A 15421-nucleotide genomic window follows, 5' to 3' on the forward strand; every position below is an offset into this window, starting at 1 on the left:
CCGGTTTCCTTCCTCAATCATGCCTTCGGCATCAAAGGCCAGGCATCAAAGGGACGTAAATTATAACACCGTTCGCAAGTCATTTACATCCTTCACGGCAAAATTTTTGACAAATATGTCAAATTATTGATTTGTTTAGAAATTCGCCATTTACGCGAAGTTTTCAAAAGCATGCGGCAGGCGTGTCGCATGGCCCACCCGAAATTTATTGAGTCGGCGCTGTCTTTGGTCTATCGCCCGGGCATGAGCGATACCGAACAGACCTTCCGCCCCGAAGCCCGCAATCCGCGCGGGTTCGCCGACAAACGCAGCGACCAGATCGCGCTGGAGCGCCGGCTGATCACCACCGTGTCCCAGGTCTATGAGGCCTTCGGCTTCGAGGCCCTGCAAACCCCGGCTTTCGAATATGCCGACGCGCTGGGCAAGTTCCTGCCCGACGCCGACCGGCCCAATGTCGGTGTCTTCGCCCTGCAGGACGACGATGAGCAGTGGATGGCCCTGCGCTACGACCTGACGGCGCCGCTGGCCCGTTTCGCCGCGCAGAACTGGGAAACCCTGCCCAAGCCCTTCCGCCGCTACGCCTTCGGCCCCGTATGGCGCAACGAAAAGCCGGGCCCCGGCCGCCTGCGCGAATTCATGCAGTGCGACGCCGACGTGGTGGGCTCCGACCGCCCCGAGGCCGACGCCGAGGTCATTGCTCTGGCCGTCACGGGCTTCAAGGCGCTCGACATCCCCGTGCGCATCCGCATCAACAATCGCAAGCTCCTGAACGGTTTGCTGTCCAGCCTGGGCGTCACCGATCCGACCCAGCAACTGGGCGTCCTGCGCGCCATAGACAAGCTCGACCGTTTCGGCATGGCGGGCGTCGAACTGCTGCTCGGCGCCGGCCGCAAGGATGAAAGCGGCGACTTCACCAAGGGTGCGGGCCTGCCGGCATCGGCGATCCAGCCGGTGCTCGACTTTGTCAGCGCGGGCGGCGGCGCCACGCGCGCCGAGGTTCTGAACCGCCTGGCCAATGTGCTGGCGCAGTCGCCCGAAGGCCAGGCCGGCGTCGAAGACCTGGGCCGAATCGCCACGGCCCTGGCCGCCATGGGCGTCGACGACGCCGCCGCCGTGTTCGATCCCGGCATCGTGCGCGGGCTGGAATACTATACAGGTCCGGTCTTCGAGGCCGAGCTGCTGCTGGAAACACGCGACGAAAAGGGCAATATGGTCCAGTTCGGCAGCGTCGGCGGTGGCGGCCGCTACGACGACCTTGTGGCGCGCTTCACCGGTGAGCGCGTACCGGCGACAGGCTTCTCGTTCGGCGTGTCGCGCCTGGCCGCCGCGCTGGCCCTGGTCGAAGGCAAAAAGGCGGCCCGCGTCCGCGGTCCCGTCGTCATCATCGCCTTCTCGGACAGCGATATGGGCGAATATTTCAAGCTGGCTGCCGAAATTCGCGCCGCCGGCATCCCGGCCGAAGTCTATCTCGGCCGCTCAGGCATGCGGCCGCAAATGAAGTACGCCGACCGCCGCCTGAGCCCCGCCGCCGTCATGCTGGGCGGAGACGAACTGGCGGCCGGGACCGTAACCATAAAGGACCTCGATCTCGGACGGGATTTAGCGTTGCAAATAAGCGACAATAAGGCGTGGCGCGAGGAGCGTCCAGGGCAGGTGACACTGCCGCGCCAGGAAGCCATCAAGCATTTGAAAAAAATAATGGATTCGATTTGATAGCGCTGTCAAAAACGGGCCTCCGGAACGTGGTTTTTTGGCACCTGTGTTGTAATGACATTTCCGTGAAAAATAATTTTGACACAAAGATCGAAAACAAGTTGACCGGCTAAAAAAAAGGCGGCTATATCGTCCCCACGAACGGAACTTCTCCCGACGAGAGAGAAGTCAGTTCTAGCGTTTCGGGGAGGAAACGCTCGCTTTAAACAAACAAAAAAGCCCGCCAGGCGTTATCCCCCCTGAGCGGGCTTTTTCTTGTCCATTTCCCGACATCGGTGTCAAAAAAAGAGAACGGACGTTACGCCGATCTACGCCTCGCCGCGCATGCGGACGACGGCGGGGCCGGAGCGGACGCCGAACATGCGACGGAAGACGTCGCGCTGTTCATGGACGCTGGCCAGGACCAGTCCCATGGGTACACCCAGGTCGATCAGCGTGTTTTCCGCCAGTTGCAGGCTGGCCTCGATGGTTTCCGGCACCGCATCGGTCGCGCCCAGCCGGTAGAGTCGTTCGGCATGACCGGCGTCGCGGGCCCGGGCGATGACATGCACATCCGGCCGCGCCCCGTGCACGGCTTCGACCACCATATCGGTAAAGGCCGTATTCGACGCGGTGACGACGACGGCCTTCGCTTTCGCCAGGCCCAGCCGCTCCATGAAATCCGGCACGGAGGCGTCGCCATACCAGGCCTGGACGCCCGCAGCCCGGGCACGGGCCACGACACGCGGATTGATATCGACGACACTGAACCCGATCTCATGCGCCTTCAGCATGTCGGCGACCAGGGCGCCAACGCGGCCATAGCCGACGATGATGACCGGATTGTCTTCGCTGACCGTATCGGGCGCCTCGGCCGGCGGCGGATCGGACGGCGCCAGGCGCCCGGCGATGCGCCCCGACAGGGCCGCCAGCAGCGGTACAAAGAACAGGCTGAGCGTCGCCGACAGGATCACCGCCTGGCCGATGTCCGGCGTCAGGATATGGCGGCCGATGGCTTCGTCGACGATGACGAAGGCGAATTCGCCCGCCGGCCCCAGGATCGCCGCCGTCTCGATGGCATTGCGCCGGTTGAGCCCGAAGGCGCGCGCCAGCGGATAGACGGCCAGCGCCTTCAGGACCATCAGCGCGGCGGTCAGGCCCAGCACGAAGACCGGCTGCGCCAGGATTTCGCCGATGTCGAGCCGCGCGCCCACCGTCACGAAGAACAGGCCGAGAAGCAGGCCCTTGAACGGATCGATCAGCACTTCGATTTCACGCCGGTATTCGGTTTCGGCCAGCAGCACGCCGGCGACGAAGGCGCCCAGTCCCATGCTGAGGCCGGCCATGACGGCGATCTGGCCCGAGACCAGCACGACCAGCAAACACGCCGCCATGAACAGCTCGCGGCTTTTCGATGCCGCCACCAGCGTAAACAAAGGCCGCAACAGCCAGCGCCCGGCCACCACCAGCACGCCCATGCCGATCAGGGCCGGGATCAGCGCCAGCAGGCCGCCCGCGCCGTCCTTGCCCGCCTCGCCGGCCGTCAGCATGCCGACCGTGATCAGGATCGGCGCCACGCTAAGGTCCTGGGCCAGCAGCACGGCGAAGACGCTCCGTCCCGATGCCGTACGCAACGCCTTGCGGTCGGCCAGGGCCGGCAGCACCATGGCGGTCGATGACAGGGCCAAGGCCATGCCCAGGGTCCCTGCGGCGCCGATGCTCTGGCCCAGCCAGACGAACAGGCCCGCCAGCACCAGCGAGCTGACCGTCACCTGCAACAGGCCCAGCCCGAACACCAGCCGGCGCAGCGACTTCAGGCGTTCGAACGTCAATTCCAGCCCGATCGAGAACAGCAGGAAGACGACACCCAGCTCGGCCAGGGTATGGACGCTGTGCGAACGCATCAGGGCGAACGAATCGAAGACGGGCCCCAGGGGCCCCGGGACATTGCCGATCAGCCGGCCGACACCGTCTGGCCCCAGCAATACGCCGACCGCCAGGAAGCCCAGGACGCCCGACACCTTGTAGCGCTGGAACAGCGGCACCACGACCGCCGAGGCCAGCAGGAAGACGATGATGACGACGTAATAGTCCTGCGCGCCCGCAACGACGTGTTCAGCGGAAACATGGGCGTTGGCAGTGGTCATCAGGCCTCCTGTCAAACCGCGGGATCATTAACGAAGATTCATGTATGGCTTCGAAAAAAGCGGTTATGGTGAAATGGTTTCTTTTTCAATCAAGCGGCAGCGCCGCCTGATGACATGTGGGGCCGAACCCCGCACAGGCAAGGTACAGGGCGAAGTCCGAATGGCCAATAAACTTCTGATCGCGACTGCGTTAGCAACGACGCTCGGTATGACCGCTTTCGCGGCGGCGGGCGCCACCCCGCTGAACGACCCCAGCCTGGCCACGCCGCGCTTCGGCGCCTGGGGCATCGATCTCAAAGGCATGGATACGGCCGTCAAACCCGGTGACAACTTCTTCGACTATGTCAACGGCACGGCCGACCGGACCATGGTCATTCCCGCCGACAAGACGTCGAACGGCGTCAACGAAGTCCTGGAAGACCTGTCCGAAGCGCGTTCAAGGGCGATTGTCGAGGACCTGGCATCGAAAGCCAGCCTGTCGGGCGACGACAAGAAGATCGCCGACCTCTACAATTCGATGATGGACGAAAAGACGGTCGAGGCGCGCGACGCCACGCCGCTGGCCCCCGCGCTGGCCGACATTCGCGCCATCGCGACCAAGAGCCAGATGGCCGCCTATATGGGCAAGACGTCCGGCACCTTCGGCGGCGCCATCTTCGGCGCCGGCATCAGCGCCGACGCCAAGAACCCGAAGATCAACGTCCTGAGCCTGGGCCAGGCGGGCCTCGGCTTGCCCGACCGCGACTATTACCTCGACGCCGCCTATGCCGATAAGCTCAAGGCCTATGAAGCCTATGTCGCCCGCCTCCTGGGCATGACGGGCTATCCCGATGCTACCCGTCACGCCCATGCCATCGTCGCCTTCGAGACCGCAATCGCCAGGGTCAGCTGGACGCGCGCCGAAGACCGCGATCCGATCAAGACCTACAACCCGATGACGCTGGCCGCCGTCGCGAAGCTGGCGCCGGGCTTTGACTGGAACGCATATTTCAAGACCGCCGGTGTGTCGGGCGCCAGGAAGGCCGTGGTCGGCGAAAAGAGCGCCTTCCCGAAAATCGCAAAAGTCTTTGCCGACACGCCGCTCGATACGCTCAAGGCGTGGGAGGCCTTCCACGTCGTCGACCAGGCCGCGCCCTATTTGTCGAAGCGCTTCGTCGACGCGCGCTGGCAGTTCAGGAGCCACGAATTGGGCGGCGCCGAGGAACAGCGCCCGCGCTGGAAGCGCGCCGTCGGCCTGGTCGAGGATTCCCTGGGCGAGGCGCTGGGCCGCGACTATGTGGTCCTCTATTTCCCGCCCGAGTCCAAGGCCAAGATGCAGGAAATCGTCGGCTATTTCCACGAAGCGCTGAAGCACCGCATCGAAAACGTGAGCTGGATGTCGGCCGCCACCAAGCAGAAGGCGCTGGAAAAGCTCAGCAAGATGAACGCCAAGATCGGCTATCCCGACAGATGGCGCGACTATTCCAAGCTCGAGATCGCCGCGGGCGACCTGTACGGCAACGTCGACCGTGCCAGCCGCTTCGAATGGAACCGCAGCCTGGCCAAGCTCGACAAGCCGGTCGATCCGCTCGAATGGGACATGACGCCGCAGACCGTCAACGCCTACTACGACCCGACGAAAAACGAGATCGTCCTGCCGGCCGCCGAACTGCAGGCCCCCTTCTTCGACCCGAACGCCGACGATGCTGTCAACTATGGCGGCATCGGCGCCTCGACCATCGGCCATGAGATCACTCACGGCTTCGACGACGAAGGCCGCCACTATGACGGCGACGGCAAGCTTTCCGAATGGTGGACTGACGAGGACAGCAAGCGCTTCGAGGCCGAAGCCAACAAGTACGCCCAACAGTTCGATGCCTTCGAGCCCCTGCCCGGCCTGCACATCAAGGGCGACCAGACCCTGGGCGAAAACATCGCGGATTTAGGCGGCATCCTGATCGCGCTCGACGCCTACCACCTGTCGCAGCACGGCAAGACGCCGGCGGTCATCGACGGCTTCGACGGCGACCAGCGCCTGCTGATTTCCTATGCCCAGTCATGGCAGGGCAAGATCCGCGACGATACGCTGAAGATGCTGCTGGTCGCCGACGTCCATTCGCCCTACGCGTTCCGCGTCATCGGCCCGATGCGCAATGTCGACGCCTGGTACACCGAATTCAAGGTCCAGCCCGGCGACAAATACTACCTGAAACCCGAAGACCGCGTCCGCATCTGGTAAGCCAGGGGACCCGGACCCGCTACGCAGCGGATTGAAGAGACAGCGCTCAAACGGACCCGGGTTCGCGCTTGTTTCTCCCTCTTGCACCTCCCCGTTTTCGCAGAAAATGGGGAGGGGGACCGCACGACTGAGCGTTGCGAAGCAACGGCGAAGGAGATGTGGTGGTGGGGTTTCTTGCTTGAGTCACAGGTACAAATAAAAGCCCTCTGGTCAAACAAGCGAGGTTTCACCCAAGACATTCGCTTATCCTGTCCGCCTTCATTCCCCCGAATGTCGTTGCGCCTGTATCGCCGACCTTACCTCGAAGACGTCGATCTCTCCTAACATAAGGTACCGGTTAAATTCTTCGGACGCGAAGTTTATGATGCGTATCTTCTCTCCCTTAGACAGCTCCTTTGTCCCGATTGTGCAGAGAGTTTCACAGGTCCTGCTTCCATCTTCCACGACAACTTTAAGCACGTCCGGTGAGACGCGTGTTACTGCGACAAGCTGCATCATTTTCGAACCCCGCCGTTGCCCCGAACATAGCAGCCCTAATGCTTGAAGTCCCCAAACAAAAAAGCCCCCCGGTCTCCCGGGAGGGCCTTTTCATTCAAACCCCCAAAGATCAGACGCCGATCTTGTCGAGCCCGTACGCCGCGTGCAGGGCGCGCACGGCCAGTTCGGTATAGGCTTCGTCGATCAGCACCGACACCTTGATTTCCGACGTCGAGATGACCTGGATATTGATGCCCTTTTCCGACAGGGCGCGGAACATGGTTTCGGCCACGCCCGTATGCGAGCGCATGCCGACGCCGACGATCGAAATCTTCGACACCGTGTCGTCGAGACGGATTTCGTCGAAGCCGATCTCGTCCTTGGACGAGGTCATGATGTCGACGGCCGTCTTGGCGTCGCGGCGGCCGACCGTGAATATCTGGTTGGCGTATTCGCCCGAGCGCTTTTCCGACTGGACGATCATGTCGACATTGATGTTAGCCGCGGCCAGCTTGCCGAAGACCAGAGCCGAAATGCCGATCTTGTTCGGCAGGCCCAGGAGGGTGATCTTGGCTTCATCACGGCTGAAGGCCACGCCGGAAACGATATGCTTTTCCACGATTTCTTCCTCGTCGCACACGATGGTGCCTTGGTCGATGTTTTCGCCGGGCTCGACGAAGCTGGACAGGACGCGCACGGGCACGCGCTGCGCCATGGCCAGCTCGACCGAGCGGGTCTGCAGCACCTTGGCGCCGAGGCTGGCCATTTCCAGCATTTCTTCAAATGAAATCTTCTTGAGGCGGCGGGCCTTCGACTCGATGCGCGGATCGGTCGTGTAGACGCCGTCGACGTCCGTGTAGATGTCGCAGCGCACGGCCTTGATCGCCGCAGCGACAGCCACCGCCGAGGTATCCGAACCGCCACGGCCGAGCGTCGTAATGCGGCCCGATTCCGTCACGCCCTGGAAGCCCGGGACGACGACGATCTGGCCGGCGTCGAGCGCCGTGTCGAGCTTGGCCGGCGGGATGTCGAGGATGCGCGCCTTGCCGTGCACATCGGACGTGATGATCGGCACCTGCCAGCCCATCATCGAGACGGCGTCATAGCCCATATTGCGCAGGGTCATGGCCAGGAGGCCGGCCGTCACCTGCTCGCCCGACGCCACGATGACATCATATTCGTCGTCGCCGGGAGTAGCCTTGCCCGTCGCCTTACCGGCGCCGTCGGTCCAGGCCACCAGCTCGTTCGTCTTGCCGGCCATGGCCGACACCACCACCGCCACCTTGTGACCGGCGTCATATTCGGCGGCCACCAGGCGCGCAGCCCTGCGGATGCGTTCGAGATCGGCCATGGACGTGCCGCCGAACTTCATCACCAAACGCGTCATGAATTCACATTCCTTGTAGAGGGTCAGGGCTTGACCGCTTGACCCCTTATCGTAAAGCGCGGCATATCTAGCTTCACATCTTCGCAACCGCAAGACTTTAAACCGGCGGCGATACACGAGAAATTGGCGGCGCGCATGGCCGAAAATCTAATGAATTCCGTTACAACCGACACCACATCGTCCGAACGCGGACTCGACCAGGGCGAGGCCGAGGGCTTCAGCATCGATGCCGGCGAGGTGGCGCGCTTTTCGGCCCTGGCCGCCAAGTGGTGGGACGTAAAGGGTGAATTCGCGCCGCTGCACCGCTTCAACCCGACGCGGGTCGGCTTCGTCCGCGACACCTGCCTGGACCATTTCCGGCTCGACGGTCTGACGCGCGCGCCGTTCCGCGGCCTGCAACTGCTCGACGTCGGCTGCGGCGGCGGGCTCCTGTCCGAACCCATGTGCCGCATGGGCTTCCAGGTTACAGGGCTCGACGCCTCCGAAAAGAACATCGGCACGGCGAAAGCCCACGCTGGCTTGGGCGAGCTCGACATCCGCTACCTCAACAGCACGGTGGAGCAACTGGCGGCCAAGGGCGAGGTCCTCTACGACGTCGTCCTGTGCATGGAAGTCATCGAGCACGTCGCCGATCCGGAAAGCTTCCTAAAGACCTGCGCCTCGCTGGTCAAGCCGGGCGGCATCCTCTTCTGCGCCACGCTGAACAGGACGCTGAAATCCAGGGCCCTTGCAATCGTCGGCGCCGAATACATATTGCAGTGGGTGCCCAAGGGCACGCACGACTGGGACAAGTTCCTGCACCCTTCCGAAATCCACGCCTTCCTGGACGGCACGGCCCTGACGCCTGAGCCCGCCATCGGCGTCACCTTCAATCCCATTACCGGGAAATGGAGCTTGTCGGACGACACCGCCGTCAACTACATGGTCGTCGCCCGTTATTACGACTGATTCACATGACCACGACCCTCGTTAAAGCCTGGACCGGCGCGCAACAGCGCCTCAAGGCCGCCGGCATCGATAGCCCGGCCATCGACGCCCGCCTGCTGCTGGAAGCGGCCACGGGCGCCACACGCACCGATATCCTGACCGACCCGCATCGCGAACTCAGCCACGACCAGGCCGACCTGCTCGACGAATGGATCGCCCGCCGCGAAAAGCGCGAGCCCGTGGCGCGCATCCTGGGCCGCAAGGGCTTCTGGAAGCTGCTGCTGAACCTGAGCGACGCCGTGCTGGTTCCGCGTCCGGAAACCGAATGCATCGTCGATATGATCCTGAAGCAGACTCAAGCCAACGAGGCCTTCCAGATGGCCGACCTGGGCGTGGGGTCGGGGGCTATCCTGTTGTCGGTCCTGAGCGAGCGCCCGGCTGCCCGCGGCGTCGGCACCGATATCTCGGAAGACGCCCTGGCCGTGGCGCGCGACAATGCCGCCGGCATCGGGCTGGATGGCCGTGCCGCCTTCCTGCGTACCTCATGGGGTTCGGGGCTGGCCGATGCCTCGTTCGATTTCGTCGCGTCGAACCCGCCCTATATCCGCTCGGATGTCATCCCGACGCTCGATCCGGAGGTCTACCACCACGATCCGCACCTGGCGCTCGACGGCGGCGAATCGGGACTGGAAGCCTACGAGGCCCTGGCACCCGAAATTTTCCGCCTGCTGAAGCCCGGCGGCCGCGCCCTTCTGGAAATCGGCTTCGACCAGTCGGCCGAAGTCGAAAACCTGATGAAAAATGCAGGGTTCACCGATGTGACTACCTATCTGGACCTGTCGAACCTGCCCCGCGTGGTTGTAGCAAAGAAGCCGTAAAACACAAAATATTGCTTGGCAGGTCGCTATTGATCCGCTAAGACTCATATGTCTTCACCCCAATAGCGAGCTCGATCGGACAATCTTTCCTTAAGGAAGTTGCCGGTAAATATCGCGCCGGGGGTTGCGTGAAGCGCGACAGATTAGGACCCAACGGTCCCTGCGCTATTCCACCAAAGCCAAGACACATTGCCAGGCCGAAGCCCGCGGAAGTCAAAGGTCAACCGGCGGCGCCTGTGCAGACACCAAGCAACGCGAAACACCTTGGACGCAATGTCGTAAAAGGGGTCAGCGGATACCGCGAGAGCGTTGCGACACGAATGGACATTTCCCCGCCCTGTGCATGTGGCGGAGCGTAAGAGAGAAGTCGCATCACATGAAAGATTTCAGGGGCATGAAACGGCAACGCAGCCGTAACCGCAAACCCTCTGGCAACCAGAACAACCCCAACCGCGCCTACGAATCGAACGGGCCGGAAGGGTCGAAGGTGCGCGGCAACGCCCAGACCATCTATGAAAAGTACCAGCAGCTGGCGCGCGACGCCAACTCGTCGGGCGACCGCGTGCTGGCCGAAAACTATCTGCAGCACGCCGAACACTATTTCCGCCTGATCCGTCAGATGCAGCCGCAGCGCCCGGTTTCGGAGTTCCTGCAGCGCGATCCGTTCTCCAACGGCTATGACGATTTCGACGACGAGGTCGAGACCGAAGCCACCGAGGCCGAGGCTGAAGCGGTTGTTCCTGGCGAAGGCGAACAGCCGGCCCTCGACGACCGTCCCCGCTACGAACAGCGCGACGGCAACGGCCGCAACCGCGACCGGGATCGTGACCGCGATGGCAACGGCCGTAACCGCGACCGGGATCGCGGCCGCGACCGTGACCGCCAGGGCGGCGATCAGCGCAACGGCGAACAACGCGCCTATGAGCCGCGCAATGCCGAGCCGCGCAACCAGGACAACCAGGAATTCGACGCGGACGGCAACCGCCGCGAAAGCCGCCGCGAACGCTATGAACGCCGCCGCCAGCAGCGCCTGAGCGATCAGGAGCAGAACGTCAACGGCAGCGGGACCGGCTCGTACAGCGCCAGCGGCAATGGCGGAGGCGCGGCCTTCGTTGCATCGACCGAGCCGCTTGGTGCGCCTGCCCGCAGCGCCGCTCCCGCCCAGTCCGACCTCGGCTTCGAAGCGCCGGCCAGCGAACAGCCACCAGTTCGTGAAAGCATTGCGCGCGACGACCTGCCCGCCTTCCTCAGCCGTCCGACCCCCGTGCCGGTAGTCGCCGAAGCGGTCGCCGAGGCGGAAGACGCCCCGGCCAAGCCGAAGCGCGGCCGCCCGCGCCGCAAGACCGAAGCCGCCGCCGAAGAGGCATAAAAATCAAAACCCTCCGGTGCCGCCGGAGGGTTTTTTCTTGAAAGGAAGACATGAAGACGGACACCGCCAAACTGATCGAGGCCACCTATTTCGCCGCCGACAAACATCGCGACCAGCGGCGTCGCGACAAGGGCGCCACGCCCTATATCAATCATCCGATTTCGCTGACCCACATCCTGGTGGACGAAGGCGGCATCGAGGACACCGACGTCCTGTGCGCCGCCCTGCTGCACGACACGATCGAGGACACCGACACGACGGCCGAGGAACTGGCTGTCCACTTCGGAGACCGCATCACCGCCATCGTCCTCGAGGTGACCGACGACACCAGCCAGCACTTTACGGTGCGCAAGCAGGCGCAGATCGACCACGCACCGCACATGTCGCGGGAGGCCAAGCTGGTGAAGCTGGCCGACAAGATCAGCAATGTCCGCGACCTGCTGGCCTTCCCGCCGCACGACTGGCCGATCGCGCGCAAGCAAGCCTATATGGATTTCTGCGCCGCCGTGGTGAACGGCCTGCGCGGAACAAACGCCGGGCTTGAAGCCGCCTTCGACGCACTGGTCGCCCGTCGGGTCGAGCTGGCCTAGTTGAGCTTCTTCTGAACCGCCGGCGCGGGCTTGTCGGCCATGACGGGCAACGGCGCCACGGGCACGCCTTCCTCAACCAGCGCCTTGACCTCTTCGGTCGTGGCCTCGCCATAGATGGGGCGTTCCGGCGTCAGCCCCTGGTGCATGTCGCGCGCTTCACTGGCGAACGCGCCGCCGACATAGGTGTGGGTGTCCTCGACGTGCTTGCGGATCTTGTGCAGGGCCTCGGCGACCGCCTGGCGCATCTCGATGGGCGCAGCCTCTTCCTTCGACGTCCGCACCATCGGCGCCATAATGGCCTTGGTCACCTTGGCCGAGCCGCACATCGGGCATTCGACCAGCCCCTTGGCCGCCTGCTCGTCGAAACCGTCCGACGAGGAAAACCACGCTTCGAAGCCATGATCGACTTCGCACTTCAACGCATACTTGATCATACCAACAGGTCCCGGTCGTGACGGAGCTGCGGCAAAGCCTGCCGGGCCCGTTCGACCTCCGCAAAATCGAGTGTCGCCCGTAAGATCGCGGGCCGGTCGTGGTCCAGTTGGGCGATGATTTCGCCCCATGGACCGATGACCATGGAATGGCCGTAGGTCGAACGGCCGTCTTCGTGTGTCCCGCCTTGAGCCGGCGCCAGGACAAAGGCGCCGGTCTCGATCGCCCGCGCCCTGAGCATCACTTCCCAGTGCGCCCTGCCCGTCGGCACGGTAAAGGCTGCCGGCACCGCGATCATCTTCACATTCTGCCTGGCCAGCATGCGGTAGAGGTAGGCGAAGCGCACATCGTAGCAGATGCTCAGGCCCAGACCGCCCCACGGCGTGTCGGCCACCACCGCCCGGTCACCCGGCCGCATGGTGGCGCTTTCGCGGTAAGAGCGCCCGTCCGGCGTATCCGCGTCGAAAAGATGGACCTTGTCGTAGCGCGCGGTAATCGCACCGTCGGCGTCGATCATCAGCGCCCGGTTGGCCGCCTTTTCGGAGTTTTCGGCCTTGATGATGACCGAGCCCAGGAGGATCGGCGTCTTCAGCTCACGCGCCAGTGCCTGCATGCCGGTGACGAAGGCGTCATCGCTCTCGGCCTTAAGCTTGCCGGCCTTGTGTTCCTTGCGTTGCTCGACCAGGTTGGCGCATTCGGGCAGCAGCACGAACTGCACCCCGCCCTTGACGGCCTCCTCGACCAGCGGCCGGGCGTGATCGAAGGCGGCCTTTTGATCGGCCGGCGTCGTCAGCTGCACCAGGGCAAGGTCGAGGGTTGTCATCTACGCGGCCAGCAACGGGTCCAGCCCACCGCGGCGGTCGAGCGCCATCAGGTCGTCGCAGCCGCCGATATGCTTGTCGTCGATGAAGATCTGCGGATAGGTCGCGCGGCCCGAACGGGCATTCATCTCGCTGCGCAGCGCCGGATCGTCGGACGCGATGATTTCCTTGTACTCCGCGCCCTTCTCGGTCAACAGCGCCATGGCGCGGACACAATAGGGGCAATAGGGCTTGGTATAGATTTCAATCTTGGCCATGGATGCACTCGAACGCGAATAAGAAATAGGAAGGACCAGTGTCCTTACAAAACTATATAGGCGGCGGCGAGATTTTTTAAAGTTCAAGATTTCCCGAAGCCACCCGCGCCAGCACGGCAACGCTTACCTGTGCCGCGCCGGCCTCAAGCAGGACGCGGGTACAGGCGCGCAAGGTCGCGCCGGTCGTAAAGACATCATCGACCAGCACAATGCGTTTGCCCGCCACCTTTGCGCCCCGGTTCAGGGCGAAGGCGGTCCGCACGTTTTCCCAGCGCGCATCCGGCGAATTCGCCTGGGCTTTGGTGGCACGCGTCCGGACCAGAGCGTCGGGCAAATAGTCCAGAGCCAGGTGTTTCGCCAATGGCCGCGCCAGTTCGGCCGCCTGGTTGTAACGGCGCTTGCGCAGGCGCGAGGCATGCAAGGGCACCGGCAGGACAGCGTCGACATCGGACCAAAGGTCGGCGCCGGCGCGTTCCAGCCAGCGCACCAGCATCGGCGCATAATCCAGCCGGTCGCCATGCTTGAAACCCAGGATGATGCCGCGCGACGCATCGTCATACAGGCAGGCGGCGCGGGTCTTGACGAAGGGGAACGGCTTTTCGGCGCAGGCGCTGCACAGGGCGTCGCGTCCGAAGTGCAGCCCGCCGGCAAACGGCCGGGCGCACATGTCGCAGCCTTCGTCGGCCAGGAAGCGGACCTTCGACCAATTGGCCGGCGCCATGCCGGACGGGTGGTGACCGTCATCGGCCGGCGGGAAGGCCAGGTCGACGGCATGGCCGGCCAGGGCGCGGACGGGCGCAAGCGTGGCGCGCGCCGCAACAAAGGCCTTAACCTCGGAGGCCAGATGGCCTAAACGCGAAGTCAGTTTTGGCATTTCCGCCCGCCCCTTCCCATATCGGCCTTATGTCCCCTCCGCGTCTGTTCGATCGCCAGCTTCTGTCCCGCCGTCTTGATCGCGCGGCCCCGCACTTTGCGCAAGCGCAATTCCTGCGGGAGCGTTCGATCGAGGACCTGCTGCATTCGCTGGGCGCCATCAACCGGCGCTTCGACGTGGCGCTGGAGATCGGCGCGCGCGACGGCGGTTTTGCACGGGCGCTGGCCGCGTCCCCGGACGCCGGCAAGATCGGCCTGCTGATCGAGGCCGACCTGTCGCCGTGCTTCCTGGCACAGGCACAAGGTCCTGCCCGCCTGATCATGGACGAGGAACAGCTGCCGTTCGGCGACGACAGCCTCGACCTTGTCGTCAGCACCCTCGCGCTCCACGCCGCCAACGACCTGCCGGGCGTTCTGGTGCAAATCCGGCGCGCGCTGAAACCCGACGGCCTGTTCGTCGCCTCGCTGTTCGGCGGCGAAACGCTGAAGGAGCTGCGCGGCTGCCTGATGGAGGCCGAGCTCGAGGTACGCGGCGGCTACGGCCCACGCATCGCGCCATTTGCAGAAGCGCCCGACCTGATCGATCTTTTGAAACGCACGGGGTTCAGCATGCCGGTCGTCGATTCCGACCGCGTCGACGTGTCGTACGACCATCCGCTGAAGCTGATGGCCGACCTGCGCATGATGGGCGAAAGCAACATCCTGATCGACCGGCCGCGCAAGGGCCTGAGCCGCGCCATCCTGCAGCGCATGTCGGAACTCTACTTCGAACGCTTCGCCGACGACGAGGGCCGCATCACCGCGACCTTCGAGATCATCACCCTGTCGGGCTGGCGGCCGCACGAGTCGCAGCAGAAGCCCCTGCGCCCCGGCTCGGCCAAGATGCGCCTGGCCGATGCGCTGGGCGTCAAGGAAGGCAAGCTTTAGAGAAAATCATTTAGCCACGCCACCAGCGGCAGATCCGCCGGCGGCATGGGATAGTCGCGCATGGCGTTCGGTCTGACCCACTTCAGCGCCGAATGCTCACGCGCCTCAGGCTCGCCTTCCCACCGCCGGATGAGGTACAGCGGCATCAGGAGGTGAAACGTTTCATAGGTGTGCGAGGCGAAGACGAAGGGCGCCAGGCAGGCCTGTTTGACGACGATGCCCAGTTCTTCTTCCAGTTCGCGGATCAGCGCGATTTCGGGCGTTTCGCCCTCTTCGACCTTGCCGCCCGGAAACTCCCACTGACCGGCCAGAGACTTGCCTTCGGGGCGCTGGGCGATCAGCACGCGCCCATCGGCATCGACCAGGGCAGCGGCAACGACGAGGACGGTTTTCATGGCCTTCTCCGAAGCGGGAATTACGAAGACC

At 63.8% G+C, this 15421-nt stretch carries 14 protein-coding genes; 7 read left to right on the top strand and 7 right to left on the bottom strand.

What is annotated here, in order from left to right:
- Positions 1-243 precede the first annotated feature (243 nt).
- On the top strand, positions 244-1713 hold the full coding sequence (gene hisS / locus AB8717_RS17655) for a histidine--tRNA ligase (protein WP_443750918.1): 1470 nt from the start codon (positions 244-246) through the stop codon (positions 1711-1713).
- 308 nt (positions 1714-2021) lie between these two features.
- Here hisS and AB8717_RS17660 read toward each other — a convergent pair whose 3' ends face one another.
- Positions 2022-3839 (bottom strand): cation:proton antiporter domain-containing protein, encoded by a 1818-nt coding sequence (locus AB8717_RS17660; RefSeq protein ID WP_443748628.1) that lies wholly within the window; start codon positions 3837-3839, stop codon positions 2022-2024.
- A gap of 160 nt (positions 3840-3999) precedes the next feature.
- Between AB8717_RS17660 and AB8717_RS17665 the strand changes: the two genes are divergently transcribed.
- Entirely contained in the window at positions 4000-6057 is a 2058-nt protein-coding gene (locus AB8717_RS17665; protein WP_443748629.1) for a M13 family metallopeptidase, read from the top strand.
- A gap of 607 nt (positions 6058-6664) precedes the next feature.
- Here AB8717_RS17665 and AB8717_RS17670 read toward each other — a convergent pair.
- Positions 6665-7921, bottom strand: coding sequence for an aspartate kinase (locus tag AB8717_RS17670; protein ID WP_443748630.1), 1257 nt, complete (start codon positions 7919-7921; stop codon positions 6665-6667).
- Between the two features lie 150 nt (positions 7922-8071).
- Here AB8717_RS17670 and ubiG point away from each other — a divergent pair, with 150 nt between their 5' ends.
- From ubiG to AB8717_RS17690, 4 genes are all read left to right on the top strand, one after another.
- Positions 8072-8869 carry a bifunctional 2-polyprenyl-6-hydroxyphenol methylase/3-demethylubiquinol 3-O-methyltransferase UbiG gene (ubiG, locus tag AB8717_RS17675; RefSeq protein ID WP_443748631.1) on the top strand — a complete coding sequence of 266 codons (798 nt, stop codon included), beginning with the start codon at positions 8072-8074 and terminating at the stop codon, positions 8867-8869.
- A 5-nt stretch (positions 8870-8874) separates the two neighbouring features.
- Entirely contained in the window at positions 8875-9726 is an 852-nt protein-coding gene (gene prmC, locus AB8717_RS17680; protein ID WP_443748632.1) for a peptide chain release factor N(5)-glutamine methyltransferase, read from the top strand.
- Positions 9727-10120: 394 nt separating this feature from the next.
- Complete coding sequence (locus AB8717_RS17685) at positions 10121-11095, top strand: DUF4167 domain-containing protein (protein ID WP_443748633.1); 975 nt, start codon at positions 10121-10123, stop codon at positions 11093-11095.
- A 50-nt stretch (positions 11096-11145) separates the two neighbouring features.
- Positions 11146-11685: an HD domain-containing protein gene (locus AB8717_RS17690; RefSeq protein ID WP_443748634.1), complete on the top strand. Its 540-nt coding sequence runs from the start codon at positions 11146-11148 to the stop codon at positions 11683-11685.
- On the opposite strand, the gene AB8717_RS17695 is transcribed toward AB8717_RS17690, so the two are convergent.
- The 4 genes from AB8717_RS17695 to AB8717_RS17710 all read right to left on the bottom strand — a co-directional run bounded on the left by AB8717_RS17695 (position 11682) and on the right by AB8717_RS17710 (position 14069).
- The gene (locus AB8717_RS17695; RefSeq protein ID WP_443748635.1) at positions 11682-12119 is read right to left on the bottom strand and encodes a DUF1178 family protein; all 438 of its coding nucleotides are present in this window, start codon (positions 12117-12119) and stop codon (positions 11682-11684) included. The genes AB8717_RS17690 and AB8717_RS17695 overlap by 4 nt on opposite strands.
- Positions 12116-12940 (bottom strand): carbon-nitrogen hydrolase family protein, encoded by an 825-nt coding sequence (locus AB8717_RS17700; RefSeq protein WP_443748636.1) that lies wholly within the window; start codon positions 12938-12940, stop codon positions 12116-12118. The genes AB8717_RS17695 and AB8717_RS17700 overlap by 4 nt, the downstream gene beginning before the upstream one ends.
- Complete coding sequence (grxC, locus tag AB8717_RS17705) at positions 12941-13195, bottom strand: glutaredoxin 3 (protein ID WP_443748637.1); 255 nt, start codon at positions 13193-13195, stop codon at positions 12941-12943.
- 76 nt (positions 13196-13271) lie between these two features.
- Positions 13272-14069 carry a ComF family protein gene (locus AB8717_RS17710; protein ID WP_443748638.1) on the bottom strand — a complete coding sequence of 266 codons (798 nt, stop codon included), beginning with the start codon at positions 14067-14069 and terminating at the stop codon, positions 13272-13274.
- Between the two features lie 29 nt (positions 14070-14098).
- Here AB8717_RS17710 and AB8717_RS17715 point away from each other — a divergent pair, with 29 nt between their 5' ends.
- Positions 14099-14995 carry a methyltransferase domain-containing protein gene (locus AB8717_RS17715; RefSeq protein ID WP_443748639.1) on the top strand — a complete coding sequence of 299 codons (897 nt, stop codon included), beginning with the start codon at positions 14099-14101 and terminating at the stop codon, positions 14993-14995.
- Here AB8717_RS17715 and mutT read toward each other — a convergent pair.
- Complete coding sequence (gene mutT / locus AB8717_RS17720; RefSeq protein WP_443748640.1) at positions 14992-15390, bottom strand: 8-oxo-dGTP diphosphatase MutT; 399 nt, start codon at positions 15388-15390, stop codon at positions 14992-14994. The two genes, AB8717_RS17715 and mutT, sit on opposite strands and share 4 nt — an antisense overlap.
- Between the last annotated feature and the right edge of the window lie 31 nt (positions 15391-15421).

Origin of the sequence: Asticcacaulis solisilvae (assembly GCF_052327315.1) — a bacterium.
In the GTDB taxonomy this organism is placed as follows: domain Bacteria; phylum Pseudomonadota; class Alphaproteobacteria; order Caulobacterales; family Caulobacteraceae; genus Asticcacaulis; species Asticcacaulis solisilvae_B.